This is a genomic window from Labilibaculum sp. DW002 (assembly GCF_029029525.1).
Lineage (GTDB): Bacteria > Bacteroidota > Bacteroidia > Bacteroidales > Marinifilaceae > Paralabilibaculum > Paralabilibaculum antarcticum.
The window spans coordinates 163710-182538 of sequence record NZ_JAKJSC010000001.1; the positions used below are offsets into that span (position 1 = coordinate 163710).

The following is an 18829-nucleotide window of genomic DNA, read 5'->3' on the forward strand; positions in this document are numbered from 1 at the left end:
TCTGAAATAAACAATAAAACAAATAACATTGAATCAATTAGAATCAAAAATAGACGTGCAATCAGATGATTTTTTGAATAACAAAAAGTCATACGATAAGCTAATGAGTGTATATCGAGACCGATTGAAAGGGATTTTGAATGGTGTTGATGAAAAGGCTAAAGAACGCCATTTAAAACGTGGTAAGCTTTTGGTTCGAGATCGAATTGAGCTACTGCTCGATAAGAATACCCCATTTTTGGAGCTTTCTGCAATGGCTGCCTGCGATCAATATGAAAATCAATTTCCATCAGCTGGAATTGTAACTGGTATTGGTGTTATTCACGGAAGAGAATGTATAATTGTTGCTAATGATGCGACTGTTAAAGGCGGTACATACATTAAAGAGACCATTAAAAAACACATCCGAGCACAGGAAATAGCTATGGAAAATCATTTGCCATGCATTTATATGGTCGATTCTGGTGGCGTTTTCTTGCCCGAGCAATCCAAGGTTTTTCCTGATAAATATGATTTTGGTCGATTTTTCTTCAATCAGTCCAAGATGTCAGCAAGGGGAATTCCCCAAATCTCAATTGTGATGGGTTCATGCACTGCTGGAGGGGCTTACGTTCCTGCTATGAGCGATGAAACCATTATTGTTCGAGGACAAGGAACCATATTTATTGGTGGACCTCCTTTGGTTAAAGCGGCAACAGGCGAAGACGTTAGCGCAGAAGAATTAGGCGGAGCAGAGATGCACACTTCTATTTCTGGTGTTGCCGATCATTTGGCTGAAGATGATAGACATGCCGTTCAGATTTGTAGAAATATTTTTGAGAGTATGCCAAAGATTCAGAAATACAATTTAGAACGAGCTGAGGTAATAGAGCCAGTCTATCCAGCGAGTGAATTGTATGGATTGGCTCCTTTAGATCTTAAGAAACCTGTTGATGCGAGGGAGTTAATAGCCAGAATTGTTGATGGAAGCACATTTCAGGAATTCAAAGAAAGATATGCACCAACTATTGTTACTGGTTTTGCAAAAATCATGGGGTTTCCGGTAGGTATCATTGCAAATAATGGTATTATTTTCTCTGAAACATCTTTAAAAGCAGCCCATTTTATTGAATTGTGCAGTTTCCGGAAGATTCCATTGGTATTCCTGCAGAATATTACTGGTTTTATGGTTGGTAAAGAATATGAACACAAAGGGATTGCTCGAGATGGAGCTAAAATGGTTCATGCAGTTGCAAATGCTCAAGTGCCAAAATTCACCGTGATTGTTGGTGGTTCTTTTGGAGCAGGAAATTATGCAATGGCGGGTCGTGCTTATGAACCTAGGTTGTTGTTTATGTGGCCAAATGCCAAGATATCTGTAATGGGTGGAGAACAAGCGGCTGGTGTATTGGTTCAAGTGAAAGAGCAACAATTGCAAAAACGAGGACAAGAATTCCCAAAGGAAGAGCAAGATCAACTAAAGCAAAGTATTCTTGATAAATACGAGAAAGAAGGTTCTGCTTATTTCAGCACTTCACGATTGTGGGACGATGGAATAATTGATCCTGCTGACACTCGAAAGGTTTTGGCGATGGGTATTGCTTCTTCTTTAAACAAAGAGTTTGGTGATCCTGATTTTGGTGTATTCAGGATGTAGTATAATTTTTTAAGTCCTCTTTAGGGGATTTAGGGGTAAATCAAAGACAATGAAAGAATTTCAAACAATAGAATTCAATATAGAAAATCAAATTGGGACGATTACTTTGAATCGTCCGGATATTCACAATGCTTTTAACGAGGTGATGATTGGTGAAATCATCGATTGTTTTGAAGAAGTTGAGAAGATGGACTATGAAACTTTGCGAGTAGTAATCCTGAAAGGAAAAGGAAAATCTTTTTGTGCAGGAGCTGACCTAAAGTGGATGAAAGGTGTTGCCAATTATTCTTATGAAGAGAATTATGTGGAGAGTTACAAGCTATCGATGTGCTTTAATGCAGTTTATGCGTGTAAGTTTCCGACCATTGCTGTGGTTCATGGAGCTGCAATTGGTGGTGCAAATGGATTGTTAGCAGCATGTGATTTCGTTTTGGCACATAAGAATACGGTTTTCTCACTAAGTGAGGTGAAAATTGGAATTGTACCAGCTTGTATTTCACCTTACGTGATGAAACGTGTTGGCGAATACAAATCGAAAGAGTTGATGCTTACAGGAATGCGATTCGATGGGAAAGAGGCTAAACAAGCAGGTTTGGCTAATTGGTCCTTTGGGGAAAAGAAGCTAAAATCAAAATTAGAAGATTTGATTTCTAAATTAAAATCGAGTGGACCAATAGCAGTTTCAACTTGCAAACAATTGCTTTATGATGTTGAAAATGTCTGGAATCATGAAGAAGCAATGAAAAATACGGCTAAGATGATTGCTGAACTTCGCCAATCGGATGAAGGACAGGAAGGAATGAGTTCATTTTTGGAAAAACGCAAACCTAATTGGACTTTAGATAATTAAGAATTATTAATGTTTAATTAAAAATTTGGTCAGAATTAGATTAACGGCATTAAGCCTTGAAAAACACTTTACTATTTTATTTGGGTGCTTCGAGAAGCCTAAGCTGAGGAACTCTGCCAGATCTATCAATTTTCATGAATTAATAATTTATCATTGATAATTATCAATTAATATGTACTACAAACGACTACTCATAGCAAACCGAGGTGAAATAGCCCTTAGAATCATACGAACAGCGCGTGATTTGGGTATTCATACCATTGCACTTTATACTGATTTGGATCGCGAAGCGGAACACGTTTATCAAGCTGATGAAGCCTATCCATTGATCGGGAATAGTTTGCAAGAAACTTATCTCAATTCGAATCAAATTGTGGAGATTGCTAAGAAAGCACATGCAGATGCTATTCATCCAGGTTATGGATTTTTAGCAGAAAATGCCGTGTTTTCTCAATTGTGTAAGGATCATGACATTGATTTTGTTGGTCCGGATGCAAATGCTATCCAGTTGATGGGAAATAAAGTAAATGCCCGAGAGTTTGCCAAATCGATTGGTGTTCCAGTTCTTGAAGGAGTGGTTGGTAATGCCGAAAAATTGATAGCCGAGGCGGAAAAAATGCAATTCCCACTCCTAATTAAAGCTGCTTCAGGCGGCGGAGGTAAAGGAATGCGGATTGTTCATAAAAAAAAGGAATTGAGAACTGCCCTAGAAGCCACATCGCGCGAAGCGGCTACCTATTTTGGAGATGGAACGGTTTTAATTGAGCGATATATTCAGAATCCACGTCATATTGAAGTACAAGTTTTAGCTGATAAGCATGGAAGTGTAGTTCATTTATACGAACGCGAATGTTCCATTCAAAGGCGTTTCCAGAAAGTGATTGAGGAAGCTCCATCGCCTACGCTAACATCCGAATTAAGAAAGGAAATGGGGAATATGGTGGTTTTCCTAGCACAGGAAATGAATTATACCAATGCAGGTACAGTTGAATTTCTGGTTGATGAAGATTTAAATTATTATTTCCTGGAAATGAATACTCGTATTCAAGTGGAACATCCGGTAACGGAGATGATTACTGGTGTGGATTTGGTAGAGCAACAATTGCGCGTAGCTTCTGGTCGCAAACTGCAAATGAAACAAGAAGACATTCAATTAAATGGACATGCAATAGAAGCAAGGATATATGCTGAAGATCCGGAAAGGGATTTTATACCCTCACCAGGTGATATCAGTTTTTACAAGACACCTAAACTCTTTGAAGGGCGATTGCGTTTAGATTCTGCAGTGAAAGGGGCTTGTACGATACATCCTGATTATGATCCAATGATTGCTAAATTAGTAGTTTGGGATGAAAATCGTGATTTGGCGATTGAAGGTTTGCATCATGCCTTGCACGAATATGAGATACATGGTATTAAAAATAACATCATGTATTTGCACACTTTGCTGAATACAAATGATTTTAAACAAAATAAGATCTCCACTCATTTCTGTCAGGATCATGCGGATTCATTGCTTAAGAAAATGCAAGAGGAGAAACGAGAGATCCCTCCAGTTTTATTTCACATCAGTTTTGCATTGTTTGAATTGAATCGCGAAAAATCGAATAATGTTTGGGAGGAGATTGGTTATTGGAGGCAACAAGGGAAACGAGTAAGAATTGTTGATGAAGAGATTGTTGATATCGAAATATTGAAAGAAAATCCTTATTGTGTTCGAATTATTGATGATGATTATGTGCTTGAAAATCTAATAATTGGCGATGATCATCTATTGTTTGAGTTTAAAGGTGCAAGGTATCAGTTTTATCGTTCGAAAAATTCGGAAGGAAAGAGTTTTGTGAGCTGTAAAGGTATTGTTCATGAGCTAGAAAGGTGGTCTGAAATTCAATCAGAAATAAATGAAGGCAGTTTATCCGATCAATTGAGTGATGGAAGTATTTTAGCTCCGATGCCTGGAAAAGTTGTAAAAATTGAAGTGGTAGAAGGTCAAAAAGTGACTAAAGGAGATGTCTTAATTATTGTTGAAGCAATGAAGATGGAAAATAGCATACGTGCTCCTTTTGATGGAACAATTGAAAATGTATTTGTTAAGGAAGGGGATCAAGTGAAAAATGCAACAGAGTTAATGAAATTGGAAGCACTTGAAGTACCTGAAATAACTGCTTTGTAAAAGCTTTCTGCAAGTTGCAGAAAAAACTCAAGATGAAAATGATGGAATACTAAATATTAAAACACACTAACAATGAAAGACAAAATTCGAATAGCAAATGCCGGTGGCTTTTGGGGAGATGATCTTGGCGTTTTGAGACGTCAGTTGGAAGGTGGAGAAGTGGACTATATTTCTTCAGATTTTTTGGCTGAGGTTACCATGAGTATCCTTCGAAAACAGCAGTTAAAAAATGAAGCCATGGGGTATGTGGGCGATTTTGTTGATCAGATTGTTGATGTTGCAGCCCTGATGAAAGAAAAGAAGGTGAGAATGCTAACCAATGCAGGCGGTATTAATCCTTTAGCTTGTGCTCGCAAAATTCTATCAGAACTTAATAAAAAAGGTATAGATTTAAAGATTACAGTTGTTGTTGGCGATAATATAATTGAAAGGATTGATGAGTTTTATCCTGATAAAACCATGTTTACCGATATGGAAACGGGTGATGACTTTGCTCGTATCAAAGAGAATATTCAATCTGCAAATGTTTATTTAGGTGTACCGCCTTTATTAAAAGCTTTAGAAAGTGGAGCAGATCTAATATTAGCTGGACGTGTTACAGATACGTCAATTACTATGGCACCTTTTATTTATGAGCTTGGATGGGATCTCGGAGATTGGAATAAATTGGCTGCAGGTTTGGTAGCTGGTCATATAATAGAATGTGGTGCGCAGGCCAGTGGTGGTAATTTTACAGATTGGCAGAAGGTTAAGTCATGGAACAATATGGGTTATCCAATTGTTGAGATGAATAAGGATGGAAGCTTTGAAGTTTACAAGCACGCAAACACGGGTGGTTTAATTAGTTGTGATACCATACGTGAACAGCTAGTTTATGAAATGGGAGATCCTAAACATTATATTAGTCCAGATGTGGTTGCTGATTTTAGCCAATTGGAATTAACAGAAGTGGCTCCTAACCGAGTTTTAGTTAAAAATGCGAAAGGTCATCCTTCCACACACTTTTTGAAAGTTTCAATGGCATACGAAGATGGCTATAAGGCTGTTAGTTCTATTGTGATTTCGGGAGGAAGAGTTTTGAATAAAGCTCGTGAATTTGAAAAGATATTTTGGGAGAGATTAAATACAGATTATAAGAAAACCAATACGGAATATATTGGTTATAATGCTTGTCATCAGGATTTGGTAGAAGATATTGATCCTAATGAAATTCTTTTGCGTTTCTCAGTTTACGATGATGATTTAGAAAAGATTAAGGCTTTCTCAACAAGTATTGCTCCCTTAATTTTGAGTGGCCCTCCGGGTGTTGCTGTAACAGGTGGTAGAGCTCGTAGTCAACAGGTTATTACTTATTGGCCGACTTTAATACCCAAAAGAACACATCACTTCTGCTGTTCATATTTTAAATGACGAGGGAGAAGTTTTGGAGAGTTATGAAATTGGTTCCGTTTTAGGCAATGAAGAAGAGATGCTTGTAATGGACTTGAAGGAACATACTGAATATGTTGATCCTTCGTGGGAGGAAGATCGATTGATCACAGTTCATTTACGAGATATTTGTTTGGGTAGATCAGGAGATAAGGGTGATACGGTTAATGTTGGTGTGTTGGCAAGATCTGAAGAGATATATCAGTACTTAAAACATGATTTAACAGCCAAGAAGGTTAGGGAAATGTTTGGTAAAATGACAAAAGGAAAAGTAACCCGTTTTGAAATTGATAACCTATTGGCATTGAATTTCTTATTGGAAGAATCGCTAGATGGTGGAGGAACAAAATCTTTAATGATTGATGCTCAAGGAAAGACTTTTGCTTCTGCATTGTTGAATCAGGAAATCATGATTCCGGAAAAATTACTTTCATCAAAACAAAAGGCTGTATCACAAAAATAATTTAAGGAAAAGCCCATGATGATTGGGATAGTTTATGATTATTACTAACTTAAAAGTTAAGAAGATAAAGAGAAAAATATGAATTTTGATTTAAGTGAAGAACACAATACAATAAGAAAGGCTGTTCGGGATTTTGCCGAACGGGATATAAAACCATTGGCTGCAGAATTAGATGAGAAGGAGACATTTTCTGAAGAATTAACAAAGAAAATGGGAGAGTTAGGCCTATTTGGAATGACACTACCAGAAGAATATGGAGGTCAAGGAACTGATTATTTATCATACATTATTGCAGTTGAGGAAATTGCTAGGGTAGATGGATCTCATGCAGCTACTTTGGCTGCTCATAATTCACTTGGCATTGGTCCATTATATGAATTTGGTACAGAAGAACAAAAACTGAAATATCTTCCAGGCCTTTGTTCAGGAGATGAACTTTGGGCATTTGGATTAACGGAACCAGAAGCGGGTTCTGATTCGAGAGGATCTAAAACTTACGCTAAAGATTTGGGTGATCAATGGGAAATTAATGGATCGAAAATTTTCATAACCAATGGTTCGTCTAAATTGTGCAAAGGAGTAACTGTACAGGCAATAAGTGCAATTAATGACAATGAAAAGGAGTTTACAACTTTTATTGTAGAAAAAAATACGCCAGGATGGACGTCAAGAGCTATGCATGGGAAGATGATGTGGAGAGCTTCTGACACTTCGGAAATGTTTTTTGATACTTGTTGTATTTCTAAACAAAATATTCTTGGAGAACATGGAATGGGATCAAAAGTGATGCTAAAAACACTTGATTCAGGAAGATTGTCTATTGCTGCGATGGGACTTGGTTGTGCTCAAGGGGCATATGAACTTGCCCTTGCTTATGCGCAAGAGAGAAAACAATTTGGTAAACCGATATCGAAATTTCAAGCAATTTCTTTTAAATTAGCTGATATGGCTACCAAAATTGAATTGGCTCGCAATCTTTTGTACAAAGCGTGTTGGTTAAAAGACAATGGGAGAGAGTTTGCCAAGGAGGCTGCAATGGCTAAATTGTATTGTTCGGAGATTGCCAAAGAAGTTGCTGATGAAGCGGTTCAAATTCATGGTGGATATGGCTTAATGAAGGAATATCCGGTTGAACGTTTTTATCGTGATCAGCGTTTGCTTCAAATCGGCGAGGGAACATCGGAGATTCAGCGCTTGGTTATTTCAAGACACATTGGTTGTTGAAAGAAGAATAAAAACAATAAGACAATAAACATACTTGCTAACTAAATAGGACTAAAAATGAGTAGAGATCTTATACTTGCCTTAAATCCACGTATGCAATTTACGCGTATCGCGGTTTATCGGATGAATTCTCCGGTTTTTTTGAAGAAAATTAACCACAAAGAGGAAGAAATTGGTGAATTTGATTGTTTTTGTGATCAAACAGAAGTTCGTGCTAAAATTATTTTAGCCGAATTGAAAGCAAATGATATTCCTCTTGATGAAATAAAAATTATTATTGGACGCGGAGGATTATTAAAACCTGTAAAATCTGGTGTATATCGCGTTAATGATAAAATGCGTAAAGATCTTTCTGATTGTGTATATGGTAATGATGTTGTTAACTTGAGTGGCTTGTTAGCTGATTCAATCGCAGCACAAATAGATGGTGCAAGTGCTTTTGTTGCTGATCCAGTGGTGGTTGATGAATTGGAAGATATTGCTAGAATTACTGGACGTCCTGAGTTTAAAAAGCGCTCTATCTTTCATGCTTTGGATCAAAAAACGAGTGCGAGAAAATATGCTCAAAGCATTTATAAAAAATATGAAGAACTGAATTTGATTATTGCTCATCTTGGAGGTGGTATTAGTATTGGTGCCCATCAGAAAGGAAAAGTAGTCGATTCAAATCAGGCTTATGATGGAGATGGACCTTTCTCACCAATTCGAAGTGGTAGTTTGCCAATGGGAGAAATGATTCAGATGTGTTTTTCAGGAAAATATACTGAAGAAGAGCTAATGAAAATGCAAACTGGAGAAGGTGGTTTGTATGCTTATTTTAAAACCCACAGTGGATTTGCTGTTTGTAAAATGAGAGATGCAGGCGATCAGAAGGCGGCAGAAGTTCTTTCTGCAATGGCTTATCAAGTTGCCAAATCGATTGGTGCTATGTTTCCAGTTTTTGGATCTGAAGCTGTTGATGGAATCATCATTACTGGAGGAATGGCAAAAGATGAAACTTTTGTAAGGGAAATCAGAACAAGAGTAGAAAAAATTGCTCCAGTAACTGTCTATCCTGGAGCAGAAGTTTTAGGAGCTCTTAGTCATTATGGCAGAATGATTGAAAGAGGAGAGACTGAGATATTAGATTACGAATAGTAATTATCTTTATTTATAATCAATAAAAACCGGTAGTAGCCGGTTTTTTTTATGCTGTTAATTCAATACTAAATCCTTACTTCTGTTGTATTTAGTGCACTTTCGTGGATTTTTTTTTGACCAGAGAAAAAAGAGTCGACATAGATCGAAATTGTAAAGATAAAAATCGATTTTAAAACCAAATTTCTCGTTTTTTAAACAAAGTAAACCTCTTTATTCCCGTTTATAAATCTCGCTATCCTTTTATTGATAAGGTTTTTACATTCTTATATATTTAATAGGTATAAGGATGGAACTTCTTATAACCAATAAAATAACTACTAAATTTAAATCTTATATTCTCGATTATGAAAAAAACTCGCTTATTTTTTCAGTTTGTAGGAATTGGAGTTTTTGCAATTTCTCTTACAATAGCCAGTTGTACAAAAGAAGGACCGATGGGCGCTGCAGGTGCTGATGGAACCGATGGGGTGGATGGCACCAATGGTACCGACGGAACAACAAGTTGTTTAGCATGTCACAATACAACTACGCAAACTACAATAACGGCACAATACGAATCATCCACTCATGGTGGTAGTCAAAATTTTTATCCAGGTAGCCCATTGACAGTGGATTATGCTGGTGGTAGATATAATTGTGCTAAATGTCATTCACATGAGGGATTTATAGAAACACAATTAACAGGTATGGATACGACTGCTGCTGCGATTCCACTACCAACAAATATTACTTGTAATACATGTCATTCGACTCACGATTCGTTCGATTTTGAAACCGATGGACAAGATTATGCATTAAGTACAAGTATTCCAGTTGCTTTATTAATTGATAAAAATTCAGAACTTGATTTTGGTAACAATAGTAATTTGTGTGCTAATTGTCATCAACCAAGAACAGGACCAACAGTAGCAGATGTAGATGGTAATTTTGCTGTAACAAGTTCTCGTTATGGTCCTCATCATTCTCCTCAAGCAACTATGGTTGCAGGTATTGCAGGATATGAAACCTTAACGGGTAGTTATCCAGCAGCTGGAACAGCTACTCATGCTACAGCAGGTGCTTGCGTTCTATGTCATATGGCAGATAAAGATAATGTTGCAACACATGATTGGGTACCAACTATCGAATCTTGTCAAGAATGTCATACTTCTCTTACTACATTTGACCATAATGGATTTCAGACAAAGATTCAAGGATTACTTGATGATCTAAAAGCGGAACTTACTACTGCTGGATTACTTGATACAGATGGAAGTATTGTTTTGGCAACTTATCCAGCTGAACAAGCAGGAGCCTTATACAATTATAAAACGGTATTAGAAGATCAAAGTTTAGGAGTTCATAATCCTGGTTATACAGAAGCTCTATTAGTAGAATCTATTGCAATTTTCGATTAATAAACTTTTTTTTAAACTTATGTAAAAATATAAAATCCTGACTCGAAAGTCAGGATTTTTCTTTTACAGGTCATTCATTTCTTTCTTTATCTTTTTCTTCTTCTTGTGCTAGTTGAAATGCCAAAAACGCCTAAAATACCTCTGGTTAATTCACGAACAATGGTTGTGCCAATAGAACTACTCATAATTTTTTCAAACTGATTTTTTTCTCTTCTCTTTGTTCTTGGTCTAGCCTTACGTCTGTTTTTTTCTTCTTTATCTTCTTCATCCTTTTCAAGCATTTGTTCGATTCGCTCCATCAATATCTCATGGGCGCTTTCGCGATCTAATTCTTTGTTGTATTTAGCAATTAATTTTGAATCTTTTATAATGGTTTTAATTTCTACGGATTCTAGTATATCCATTCTAGAATAGGGTGGACGCATTAAAGAATGAACCAACGGTGTTGGTCTTCCTTTACGATCAAGTGAGGAGATTAAAGCTTCTCCAATACCCAATTCAGTAATTAGGTTCTCGACATCGTAAACATCACTTTCGGGAAAATTTTGTGACAATAGCTTAATTGCTTTCCGATCTTTTGCCGTGAACGCTCTTAAGGCATGCTGAATTTTAAAGCCAAGTTGACTAAGAATATTTTCTGGAATATCATCAGGTGTTTGTGTAATAAAAACAACTCCAATTCCTTTAGAACGAATTAATTTTATAATAGTATCCAGCTGATTAAGAAGTTCTTTGGATGCATTTTTGAATATTAAATGAGCTTCATCAATAAATATCATTAATTCAGGTTTATCGACATCTCCTTTTTCAGGAAACACTTCAAAAACCTCAGCAAGTAAAGCCATCATAAAGGCAGAGAATAATGCTGGTTTTGATTGAACATCCGTTAAACGTATAATATTTACCATGCCCAATCCATTTTCATCTGTCTTACATAAGTCATCTACATCGAATGATGGTTCTCCAAATATTCTATTTCCACCTTGTTGTTCCAATTGCGTTATTCTTCGCATGACAGCGTGTGCTGAATTGATCGGTACCAATCCGTATGTTTTTTGAATTTCAGATTTTCCTTCTCCAGCAGCATATCGAAGAACTGTTTTTAAGTCGTCCAAATCAAGTAAGGGGAGTTTTTTATCATCGCAGAACAGAAAGAGAATTGACAGAAGAGATGTTTGCGTGTCATTTAGAGAGAGAATTTTGCTTAAAATTACAGGTCCAAATTCAGATATGGTGCTTTTAAGAGATACGCCGGGTTCTTCTGATATGCTCATGAATTCGATTGGAAAGCCTTTCCCAATCCAATCCATTTGAATATGATGTGCACGTTTTTCAATTATCTTGTTTGTACTGCCTTTTGCACCCAAACCACTAATGTCACCTTTAATATCCATAACTAAAGAGGGTACACCTATTCCGGAAAGTTCCTCAATCAAAACTTGTAAAGATTTTGTTTTTCCTGTTCCGGTAGCACCTGAGATTAATCCATGTCTGTTTAATGATTTTGCGGATAATGTCACTCTTTGCCCATCAATTGGAGTGGAATCAACCATAACACCTCCAATTAATAATGTAGTTTCTTTTGTCATGTGTATTCTTCTTTAAGGCGAGTTAATTTTTATTTTTTTATACTACTAAATTTAATTAAATTAGTCTAAATAAACTAAATACTTTTGCAAAACTATTAGTAACGAAAGAGTTGAAATAGAACTTGAATTGTTTTTAGTTATTTGATCCGCCTTCAAATCGTGCTTCGAAAATAATGCATGATCCTTGAGAATTCTCTTAAAGAACTTTATGGAAAGTATTATTTGTTCACAAATTCAATACCCATAATTCTTCAAATCGATAAAAATAATTAGTGATCCTCTCGTTTCGCAATATTGAAACAAGACTTAAGTTCTCTGATTGCATGAAAGCATTTTGAGTATTCCATAGATACCATCAATATTGTTTGAAGGCAAATTAAATGACTACATGTTTTAATGCTGAATTAATATAGTTAATTCGATAATAAATAAACATAATGATTAAAGATTTAATAAGTAAAGCACTTAGTAGTGAAGGGGCAGGTTTACTGGAAGGAATGGGTTTACCTTCTAATAAAAGTGAAAAAGCATTGGATTTAGCTAAGGATAGTATTCTTGGTGGACTTACAGATTCTTTTACATCTGGAAATATTGGAGATATAACAAGTGCCTTTTCTGGAGGAGGATCTAGTTCGTTAATAACATCTATTACTTCAAAATATGGCTCTAGTTTGATTTCAAAGCTTGGAGTTAGTGATACAATGTCTAAGATGATTAGTTCGGCAATAATTCCAATGGTATTTAAATTCATCAATAATAAAGAAGAAGCACCAACTGATAGCGACGAAGGGGTAAAAGATTTGTTAGGTGATTTAGTTGGGGACAGTGTTAAAGAAAAATTAGGAGGAATGTTAAAAGATAAGTTTAATTTTTAATTTTTAAAAAGATGGCAAAAAAGATTTCAGAAATTGAAGGCATAGGGCCTGCTTACTCGTCAAAATTAGAAAAAACTGGCATAAGCACAGTAGATGCTTTGCTAAAAAAAGGTTGTACTAAAGCTGGTAGAAAATCTATAGCTACCGAAAGTGGTATTGATGAAGGCAAAATTCTTGATTTTGTTAATATGGCAGATTTATTCCGAATTAAGGGTATTGGAAGTCAATTCGCAGAGTTATTAAAAGTGTCAGGTGTTGATACTGTAAAAGAATTACGTAATCGAAATGCTGAAAATTTGCATTCTAAGTTGTGTGAAGTTCATGCAGAAAAGAAAGTTACTAGAGTTGTTCCTGGAGAGGGTCAGATTGAGGGGTTTATTGAACAAGCGAAGAACTTACCACCTATGGTAACTTATTAAATTACGCTCAAATTTGAAATAACCACTCCTAAAATGAGTGGTTTTTTTTATTGTATGATAACAGAAAATCAGCTTAATCGTTTCTAGAGGGTAGAATGAACGATCTTAAAGTTGTAGCACAAAAAAAACCGAGAAAATTCTCGGTTTTAAAAATAGTATTTTAAAGATGTGAAATCATTACCCTTTTATTTCTTCCACTTTAAATTTTAATTTTTCAATTGCTTTTTTTAAGTTGTCTTTATTCGTTTTGTCCGCTTTATAAGTAATGCTAACTTTTTGATTCTTAAAATCAACTTTGAAGTTTTTTACCCCTTTTTCGTAAGGTAAATTTTTCTCAATTTTTCCAGCACATCCCATACAGTCCATTTCAACTTTAAAAACAACTGTATCTACTTTTTTTACATCTTTGTTTCCTGCAAAAGCAATAGTGGTTAATACAACTAAGCTTAAAGCCATAATGGCCGTCTTTAGGTTTTTAGTTATTTGCTTCATCTTTATAATTTTATTGTTCCTGTTATTAAATGTTTGTTTTACTCTATCGTTAAACGGATTCCTAAATAGAATTTACGTTCCTGTATTGGTCCCCATATCATAGAAGCATCAAAATATTCACCATGAGGATTATCAGCTCCAATAATTGGATGTTTTTGAGTGTAATTACTTAGGTTTTCAGCTCCCAAATAAAGCTCCCAAATTCTAAATCGTTTTGTGATTTGTGCGTTTAGTAGTGCATACGCTGGTGATTTTTCCCTTCGCTGAAATTCACTTGGATTTTCTTGGGTCGAAGGAATTCTCATATCTCCATTAAATTGTGTTGTGAAATCGAATTGCCATTTGTTAAAATTCGTGGCGTATGATAAATTAATCAAACCTTTGTAACGATTCACATAAGGAACTTTTCTAAATTCATTATTGATATCAGCTTTCACATCAGAAAAACGAATCGCAGTAGTGACATCTAGTCTTTTGATTGGCTCGAATTTTATTTCAACTTGATAGTTATTGGCCCATGATTTTCCATTCAAATTATAAAATTGAACCTCGTTAACAGTTTGGTCTAAATCAGTAATAATTTGATTGTTAAATGTTGTTCTGTAGAAATCAGCAGAAGCTGTAAATCCTTTTCCAAATAAATTGAAATATTGTGTCATGCTAAGTCCAAAATTCCATGCTTTTTCTTGTTTCAAATCATCATCTATTGTAATTGATCGGTTTGAAGCTAAAAGAAAACTATTTTCAGCGATGGGATTTGACGTTCTTCGTCCACTTCCTGCAGCTAATCGGATTGTAGATTTAGGTGCATATTGATATCTGAAGTGTAAACGAGGGGTAACAAAGCCACCATAAACAGAATTGTGATCGTAGCGCAAACCTGTTTGCAAAGTAATTTCATCATTGGGCAAATAGGTGTATTCTATGTACGCACCAGCAACTTTCTCAGTTTTGTTTGTTCCTAAGTTATCTCCAGTCAAATAGTCCTTAAAATCATCGTAGATAAAAGATAAACCAGCTGTATACTTATGGTTTAGATTTCCGATATAAGATTGAAACAATAAATTAGCGTACAAATATTTCTGATCAGCATTGTAGTTTCTTAATCCATAAAATGATTTTTGCTCATGAGAAGAGAAGTTCGTAATCAGTGCGAAACTCTTATCATCATCCTTCGGAAACACATAACCGATCTTGGCAAATGCCTCATAACGACGTGTATCGATATCAATTCGATAAGCATTATTCATGTCGTTGGTTTTACTTTCATCATATCCTTTTTGACCACCAACTCTTGATTCATCGATAAATTTTACACCAAATTGAGTAATCCATTCTTTACTTGGTTTCCAGTGCCATCTGTTAACAATATTGTATTGACGTACCATTGGATCATCAAGGAAATTATCGTCATTGTGATCAATTTCTCTGGTATTATCCTGACCATGAGCCAAAATAGATGTAGAAAGTTTATTCGAAAACTTAACCCCTGTTATCAGGTTGCCTTCAGACATTCCCATACTATTGGTATACCCATTTAAATATAACTTTGGTGCATTCTGAGGTTTTTGATATTCAATATTAATTTGACCTGTAATTGATTCAAAACCGTTCACCACTGACCCAACACCTTTTGATACCTGAATAGATTCCATCCACGGACCGGGAACATAAACCATTCCATATACTGAGGCTAATCCTTTAAAATTCGGATTCTTTTCAGTCATCATCTCAATATACTTCCCTGTTAAGCCAAGCAGTTTTATCGATTTTGCACCAGTTGCAGCATCAGCATAAGATACGTCAACCGAGGCATTGGTTTCAAAACTCTCCGCCAAATTACAACAAGCCGCTTTACACAGCTCAGCGCCTGTAATACTTTGAGACTGAATTGGGTTTTCTCTATCTAAAACTGTTCCTAATTTTCTCTTGGAAACCGTTACTTCGTTTAGATTAATATTTGGTACTAATTCAATAATAATTTCTTCTTTATTGATATCATCTAGCTTAATTTCTTTAGAAGTATATCCAACAAATTGAACAACCAATGTATTGGATTTCACACTCGATGCTAGCTCAAAATGTCCATTTACATCTGCTGCGGTTCCTATATTCGTATTTTTCCAAAATATAGAAGCTCCAGGAAGTGCCACAATTTCTCCAGCCGATGATTTTTCAATAATCTTACCTTTAATAATAACACCAAATGATAATAATGGTAAGATAGAGAGTAGTACTGTAAGTATTTTAATTTTCATAATAGTACATTCTAACATAAGTATAGAGCATGTTAATGCTGCACTTATCCCAATTAATTTTAAAATAATATTGCGTATTGGTTTAAGAATCTACCGATTAGATAGATGTGTGGAATGAAATTGGTTTTGAATCAACACAGATAGGTACAAAGAAGATCCAGATCAGTTCCTGAATGCTTAAGAAGGTAAAACTTTGTATTCTCTGTGAGATTTGTCTCTGTCTGAATGGCTAGAAAATTAAAACTCGGCTGAATGAATAGAATATTTTCATTCGCCAATGGAGCCTTATTTTGTTTCGTTAAGATAGTTGTAGGACTATTCTTAAGGTAAATCAATTCGTAATCACAGCAAATTGTATTTTGATTATCATCAATTTTCGTTTGAGAATTATCTTTGGAATGATCGTGTTCGCCACAGGTGCAATTTTGATTATTTGTTTCAGGATTCTCATTTTGAGCTATTTGTATGCTAGAATGATCACATGATGAACAGCTGTGCTTCAATAAATGAATACCACAAAAGCCTGCAAGGTAAAATACCAGCAAAACCATGGAAATGATATTTTTTATTGGTTGCTTCATCTAAATAATATTGCCTTATTTCATGTTCTTCTAATGTAAAGACATTTAATTCTTGCAAAAGGGTGAACTAGAATTGACTTTTTTTTTGAAAATTGTTGAAATTCAATTTGGCAAAAATATCTATCTTATTTGTAAAATAATAATGTCTTAGGATTTTTTTAACAAAAAAACCGAACGAAATCGTTCGGTTCTGCTTTTTGATTGTTGTTTATTCTAATGCCAGCCTGTTATCATGCTTTTGAAATTGCTACTTATTGAGCTTCCTATTGTGCAAACATATAAATGGATAAATAAGAATAGAGATAAAATAAATCCAATAACTGAATGAAGCAAAGCAGTTACTAATATGCCACTAATGCCAAAGATTTGTGGAATTATAATTTCTGGAAAAAACAATGCTAAACCACTAACGATTATGATCGGAAAACCTACATACATTGCTGTAGCATAAATAAATCGCTGAAGTGGATTAAACTTATTCTCTACAGAAATAGGATAGGGGGCATCTTGTTTTTTAAACATACCGAACAAATAGAAAATACTTTGTTCATATAGTCTGGTAAACAGCCCTTTCGTTTTCATTTTGTACTGTTTTCCATTTGAAGTAAATAGGTTACCAATGAAGAATAGTAAATAGTTGATACTTATTAAAATTCCACATAGGTTATGCAATTGAACGGATAGTTCGAATGAAACCAACAATGGATTTTCTGGATTGGAATACTGCATACTAATTCCAGTAATCATCAACGTTATAAATAATACTGCGTTTAGCCAATGCCAAATTCGGATCCAAATCGGATAAAGATATATTTTGTCGTTTGCCATCTTATTTACGTTTAATTATTCTGAAAAGAGCATGAATGAATATTCCAAAAAGGACTAATCCAAAAAGAACAACACTTAAAATATTTAGGTATTTATTTCGGTTTGCACCAATTACATAGGAATCATTAATGATAACTGCATTTAAAAAGCCAACACTTTTTCGAGATTCCATACTTTTGTATTTGTATAGACTAGCCATTAAATGAGAATTTTCGGAATGACATTGAGTACATTCGCGAATTGCACTATCTTTAGGCATTACAACATGACTAACTAATAAACTGTCATTTAGTTGGGTGTGACATTCAATGCATCGTACATTTTTGAAATGCAATTCTTGGTTAGGCAACCATTCATGCGATTTAATAATGTTGATATTTTCCCTTTCGGTAAGCAATTCATATTGACTTACATCAGCATGACATTTTAAACAGATTTGATTGTCGTAAGTAACTGTTTCAGATATTTTTTCGCCAACTCTTGCTTGTGTTTTATAGGTGTGAGGATTGTGACAACTCCAGCAATTGAATGCATCAGGTGCTCGATTGTAATGCATGCTCTCATAAAATGCTTCCTCTATTTCATCAAAATGAAATTTGGCGTATTCAGGATCTCCTCCATGACAATCATTACACGCATACATCATTTCCATTCTCAGATTCCCAGCATGAGGAAATGTTTCATATTCGGGAGAGTGGCAGTCCGTACATTTGAACATTCCGTGGTTTGATTGGGCATATGCAATTGTATCAATTAGTCTATCGCCATACATCTTTTCTTTTATCTGAATGCCGAAATCTTCATTCATGTATTTGAATGTGTGATTACCATGGCATTTTATGCATTTTTGGTTTTCGGTATTATTGGCGAGGTTTTCCGTTTGAGTTTCTTGCGAGATACAATAAAGAGAAGAGCAAAGGAAACTGATTACCAGAAATAAATGTATTAAACTTCTTTGCCTCATAGCAATTGGGATTAAGAATGTAATTGTGATTAGTAAGAAAAAAAGGGTATAAATATTATACCCTTTTTTAATTAAATGAATTTACTTTTTAAAGGAGCGCATGTAGATAACAACTGCCCATCTGTCTTTTTTACTTGGAATTTTTTTCTCGTAATTTGGCATTTCATCCCTACCAATAATCGATTTATAAAGGATTTCTCCATCTGTTTGACTGTGGAATTCAACACTAGAAAAATCACCTGGAAATGTTTTTAGACGAGCTGCTTTTGGTCCATCTCCTAATCCTTTATTGCCATGGCATGAACGACAATGCTTCATGTAAACCATTTTACCTTTATTTACACTTGCCTTATCATTCGCAATAGGATTTTCCATGCTTTTGTACTCAGTAGGAACCTCCCAAGCTTCAGCTTTCTTTTGTTGTACTGTAAACGCAAATCCGATAAAGATAATTGCGATAAAAATTAGAAATTTGATTGTTTTCATATGTATTTTTTTTAATGAGAGAATTA

17 protein-coding genes are annotated in these 18829 nt (G+C 35.1%); 10 read left to right on the forward strand and 7 right to left on the reverse strand.

Annotated elements, in window-relative coordinates:
* The first annotated feature begins 28 nt into the window (after window positions 1–28).
* From L3049_RS00680 to L3049_RS00715, 8 genes are all read left to right on the forward strand, one after another.
* Window positions 29–1636: a carboxyl transferase domain-containing protein gene (locus L3049_RS00680; RefSeq protein WP_275107844.1), complete on the forward strand. Its 1608-nt coding sequence runs from the start codon at window positions 29–31 to the stop codon at window positions 1634–1636.
* A gap of 49 nt (window positions 1637–1685) precedes the next feature.
* Entirely contained in the window at window positions 1686–2486 is an 801-nt protein-coding gene (locus L3049_RS00685; RefSeq protein WP_275107845.1) for an enoyl-CoA hydratase-related protein, read from the forward strand.
* A gap of 172 nt (window positions 2487–2658) precedes the next feature.
* Window positions 2659–4659, forward strand: a complete 2001-nt coding sequence (locus tag L3049_RS00690; RefSeq protein WP_275107846.1) for an acetyl/propionyl/methylcrotonyl-CoA carboxylase subunit alpha — start codon at window positions 2659–2661, stop codon at window positions 4657–4659.
* A 72-nt stretch (window positions 4660–4731) separates the two neighbouring features.
* Window positions 4732–6069 carry an acyclic terpene utilization AtuA family protein gene (locus L3049_RS00695; protein ID WP_275107847.1) on the forward strand — a complete coding sequence of 446 codons (1338 nt, stop codon included), beginning with the start codon at window positions 4732–4734 and terminating at the stop codon, window positions 6067–6069.
* Window positions 6070–6082: 13 nt separating this feature from the next.
* Window positions 6083–6550 carry an AtuA-related protein gene (locus L3049_RS00700; protein ID WP_275107848.1) on the forward strand — a complete coding sequence of 156 codons (468 nt, stop codon included), beginning with the start codon at window positions 6083–6085 and terminating at the stop codon, window positions 6548–6550.
* Between the two features lie 78 nt (window positions 6551–6628).
* Window positions 6629–7774: an acyl-CoA dehydrogenase family protein gene (locus L3049_RS00705; RefSeq protein WP_275107849.1), complete on the forward strand. Its 1146-nt coding sequence runs from the start codon at window positions 6629–6631 to the stop codon at window positions 7772–7774.
* A 57-nt stretch (window positions 7775–7831) separates the two neighbouring features.
* Window positions 7832–8911 carry a butyrate kinase gene (buk, locus tag L3049_RS00710; RefSeq protein ID WP_275107850.1) on the forward strand — a complete coding sequence of 360 codons (1080 nt, stop codon included), beginning with the start codon at window positions 7832–7834 and terminating at the stop codon, window positions 8909–8911.
* A gap of 347 nt (window positions 8912–9258) precedes the next feature.
* Window positions 9259–10311, forward strand: coding sequence for a multiheme c-type cytochrome (locus L3049_RS00715; RefSeq protein ID WP_275107851.1), 1053 nt, complete (start codon window positions 9259–9261; stop codon window positions 10309–10311).
* An 86-nt stretch (window positions 10312–10397) separates the two neighbouring features.
* On the opposite strand, the gene L3049_RS00720 is transcribed toward L3049_RS00715, so the two are convergent.
* Window positions 10398–11900 (reverse strand): helicase HerA-like domain-containing protein, encoded by a 1503-nt coding sequence (locus tag L3049_RS00720; RefSeq protein WP_275107852.1) that lies wholly within the window; start codon window positions 11898–11900, stop codon window positions 10398–10400.
* A 437-nt stretch (window positions 11901–12337) separates the two neighbouring features.
* Between L3049_RS00720 and L3049_RS00725 the strand changes: the two genes are divergently transcribed.
* Window positions 12338–12775 (forward strand): hypothetical protein, encoded by a 438-nt coding sequence (locus tag L3049_RS00725; RefSeq protein WP_275107853.1) that lies wholly within the window; start codon window positions 12338–12340, stop codon window positions 12773–12775.
* 11 nt (window positions 12776–12786) lie between these two features.
* A complete protein-coding gene (locus L3049_RS00730; protein WP_275107854.1) occupies window positions 12787–13194 on the forward strand; it encodes a DUF4332 domain-containing protein in 408 nt (135 codons plus the stop codon).
* A 177-nt stretch (window positions 13195–13371) separates the two neighbouring features.
* Here the strand turns inward: L3049_RS00730 and L3049_RS00735 are convergent, their stop codons facing one another.
* From L3049_RS00735 to L3049_RS00760, 6 genes are all read right to left on the reverse strand, one after another.
* On the reverse strand, window positions 13372–13686 hold the full coding sequence (locus L3049_RS00735; protein ID WP_275107855.1) for a heavy-metal-associated domain-containing protein: 315 nt from the start codon (window positions 13684–13686) through the stop codon (window positions 13372–13374).
* Window positions 13687–13724: 38 nt separating this feature from the next.
* Window positions 13725–15944 carry a TonB-dependent receptor gene (locus L3049_RS00740; RefSeq protein WP_275107856.1) on the reverse strand — a complete coding sequence of 740 codons (2220 nt, stop codon included), beginning with the start codon at window positions 15942–15944 and terminating at the stop codon, window positions 13725–13727.
* 131 nt (window positions 15945–16075) lie between these two features.
* On the reverse strand, window positions 16076–16525 hold the full coding sequence (locus tag L3049_RS00745) for a hypothetical protein (protein WP_275107857.1): 450 nt from the start codon (window positions 16523–16525) through the stop codon (window positions 16076–16078).
* A gap of 213 nt (window positions 16526–16738) precedes the next feature.
* Complete coding sequence (locus L3049_RS00750; RefSeq protein ID WP_275107858.1) at window positions 16739–17353, reverse strand: cytochrome b/b6 domain-containing protein; 615 nt, start codon at window positions 17351–17353, stop codon at window positions 16739–16741.
* Between the two features lies 1 nt (window position 17354).
* A complete protein-coding gene (locus L3049_RS00755) occupies window positions 17355–18161 on the reverse strand; it encodes a cytochrome c3 family protein (RefSeq protein ID WP_275107859.1) in 807 nt (268 codons plus the stop codon).
* A 237-nt stretch (window positions 18162–18398) separates the two neighbouring features.
* Window positions 18399–18803, reverse strand: coding sequence for a c-type cytochrome (locus L3049_RS00760; protein WP_275107860.1), 405 nt, complete (start codon window positions 18801–18803; stop codon window positions 18399–18401).
* Between the last annotated feature and the right edge of the window lie 26 nt (window positions 18804–18829).